The sequence below is a fragment of the Agromyces binzhouensis genome, assembly GCF_004135055.1.
Lineage (GTDB): Bacteria > Actinomycetota > Actinomycetes > Actinomycetales > Microbacteriaceae > Agromyces > Agromyces binzhouensis.
Genome location: NZ_SDPL01000444.1, coordinates 1 through 2,469 on the forward strand (window position 1 = coordinate 1; position 2,469 = coordinate 2,469).

General features: G+C 73.3%; 4 protein-coding genes. All 4 read right to left on the bottom strand.

All coding sequences use genetic code 11. The features are described from left to right. A partial coding sequence (locus ESO86_RS15430) for an ROK family protein (RefSeq protein ID WP_165307992.1) occupies positions 1-230 on the bottom strand: 230 nt, incomplete at its 3' end. Between the two features lie 37 nt (positions 231-267). Next, positions 268-843, bottom strand: a complete 576-nt coding sequence (locus ESO86_RS15435) for a GNAT family N-acetyltransferase (protein ID WP_129235766.1) — start codon at positions 841-843, stop codon at positions 268-270. A gap of 2 nt (positions 844-845) precedes the next feature. Continuing rightward, a complete protein-coding gene (locus ESO86_RS15440) occupies positions 846-1,787 on the bottom strand; it encodes a hypothetical protein (protein ID WP_129235767.1) in 942 nt (313 codons plus the stop codon). A gap of 73 nt (positions 1,788-1,860) precedes the next feature. Further along, the gene (locus ESO86_RS15445; protein WP_129235768.1) at positions 1,861-2,364 is read right to left on the bottom strand and encodes an ASCH domain-containing protein; all 504 of its coding nucleotides are present in this window, start codon (positions 2,362-2,364) and stop codon (positions 1,861-1,863) included. Positions 2,365-2,469 lie beyond the last annotated feature (105 nt).

Here is a 2,469-nt window from a genome sequence, read left to right on the forward strand (position 1 = left end):
ACGCCGACGCCGACGAGCCGGTGCGCCGGCCCCGCGGCATCCGTCGCCCGCGCGCACACCGACGCGATCGCGCCGGCGAACGTCTCGGGCGTCTGCTCCGCCCCGGTCGGGGCGCGGTGACGGCTTCCCGGCACGATGCGTCCCTCGGTGTCGACGAGCGCGGCATCGACCTTCGTGCCGCCGATGTCGACGGCGAGCGCGACGGGGGACTCGGACTCGGCTGCAGGCATGCGTCGATCATGCCGTGGAACGGGCCGAGCAGCACGGTCACCGCAGGTCGAGCCGCATGATGATGCGCGGGAAGCCGTTCAGCACGCTCGTGGTGTCGGCGGCCTTCGTGAAGCCCGCACGCTCGAAGGCGGCGCGGGTGCCGACGTAGGCCATCGTGAGATCGACCCTCTCGCCCCCGTTGTCGACCGGGTAGGCCTCGACCATGGGTGCGCCGTGTTCGCGAGCGAACGCGACGGCGCCCGCGATGAGGTGGTGCGAGATGCCCTGCTTCCGGTGGCCGGGCCGGACGCGCACGCACCACAGCGACCACACGTCGAGGTCGTCGAGGTGCGGGATGCGCCGGTTCGTCGCGAAGCTCGTGTCGGCCCGAGGGTGCACGGCCGCCCAGCCGACGGGCTCGTCGCCGTCGTAGGCGATGACGCCCGGCGCCGGATCCTCTGCGCACAGCTCCCGGACCCGCTCGCCGCGAGCGGGACCTCGGAGCGACAGGTTCTCCTTGGACGAGGTCAACCGGTAGCTCAGGCAGAAGCACACGTTCGCGTCGGGTCGCTTGGGCCCGACGACCGCGGCGACGTCGTCGAAGACGGACGCCGCCCGAACCTCGATGGCCACGGTCAGTCGATCGACGCGGGATCGGCCCAGCGCAGCACGCGCAGGGCGCGGAGCGTGTTCCACGGGCTCGGCTCGCCCGCGGGCGCATCGATCTCGTACCGGTCGCGGCCGGGCCAGCGTTCGCCGGCGCGCCACCGGCCGTCGTCGTCGCGCTGGCTCAGTACCAGGTCGAGCGCGGGCCGCAGCCGCGCGTCGGGACGGCCGCCCGCGTCGCGGAAGTGATCGAGTGCACGCAGGACGTCGTAGAACCAGTACGTCGGGAAGGAGAAGTTCGTGTAGCGCGGCTTCACGAGCTCGCCCGTCGACTTGCGCCGGAACAGGCTGCGCTCGAGCAGGTACTCCTCGCCGCCGCGTCGGGCATCGGTCACCGCGGCATCCGTCGACCCGGTGGCCCGCTCGTACGCGAGGAGCCCCTCGACGACGCAGAGCGTCGAGTCGAACGACGAGCGCTGCGACTCGTCGGCCGGCTCGCAGTTCCACCCGCCGTCGGGAAGCGTCTCGTCGAGGAGGCGCGCGACGATCCGGTCGCTGCCCGCGCCGAGGACGCCGAAGTACGCGGCGTTCGCGAGCACGCCGCCGTTCACGCACTCCTCGACCTCGCCGCTGAAGTAGGGCAGGTCGTCGAACTCGGCCCAGACCACGCCGTCGACGACCCGGTCGATCGCCGCACGCACGGGTGCGGCCTCGGGCGGTGCACCGAGGTTCCGCAGGACCTGCAGGGTCCACATGACCGAGTTGCGCTCGCGGCTCGACCCGTAGACCTGACCGCCCCAGTAGCCGTCGTCGCCCTGTTCGGCGAGGAGGCGCGCACCCCAGCCCTCGGTCGCCACGCGCGCGCGTTCGGTGGCGACGGCGTCGTCGGGCGCGTCCTGCAGGTCGCGCATGACCTGCCAGCGCACGCTCGGGTCGCCGCCGAGGAGCCAGGTGATCACATCGTCACGCATACGGCCATGTTCGCCCATGCCGCCGACACCGACGAGGGGGCGATGGATGCCGCGGTGCTGCGCTCGCGCGACGTCAGTCGTCTGCGACCTCCGGGGGCCACGCCACCTCGAACCGCTCGAACAGCACGTCGAGATCGTCGTGCCACTCGACGCCGATCCCCGGGCAGACCCGCTGCCAGTAACGTCGGTGGTTGTCGCGCCACGACTCGAGCGTGCGGTCGTCCTCGCCCTCGTCGAACGCGAACGCGGCGTCGACGCTCGAGAACGGGCCGATCCGCAGCTCGGTGCTGCGGAGGATCGCGCGCGGTCGGCCCGCCGAGTCGCAGGCGATCCAGTGGCTGCCGACCCGGGGGAGCGGCTGCCCCTCGTGGCGGAACTCCGCGACGAGCGAGGCGGTCGCCCGTTTGGTGCCGTCGAGCACGAGCCCGAGCAGCTCGTCGGTGAGCGCGGGGTGGTCGCCGAACACCTCGACGCTCGGCGGTTCGGCGTCGAGGGCGCGATCGGGGCGAGCCGCGCGGTACTCCTCCCAGAACGCGGTGGCGGCCGCCCCGTCGACGGGGGCGTTGGGCCCGCTCATACCCGCCTCGCCAGCAGGCTGCCCGCCCATCCGTGGCCGGTCGGCACGTAACCGGCGGGGAACGCGCCGCTCCGGGCGAACGCCGCCCAGGCGGCGCGGAGCGCG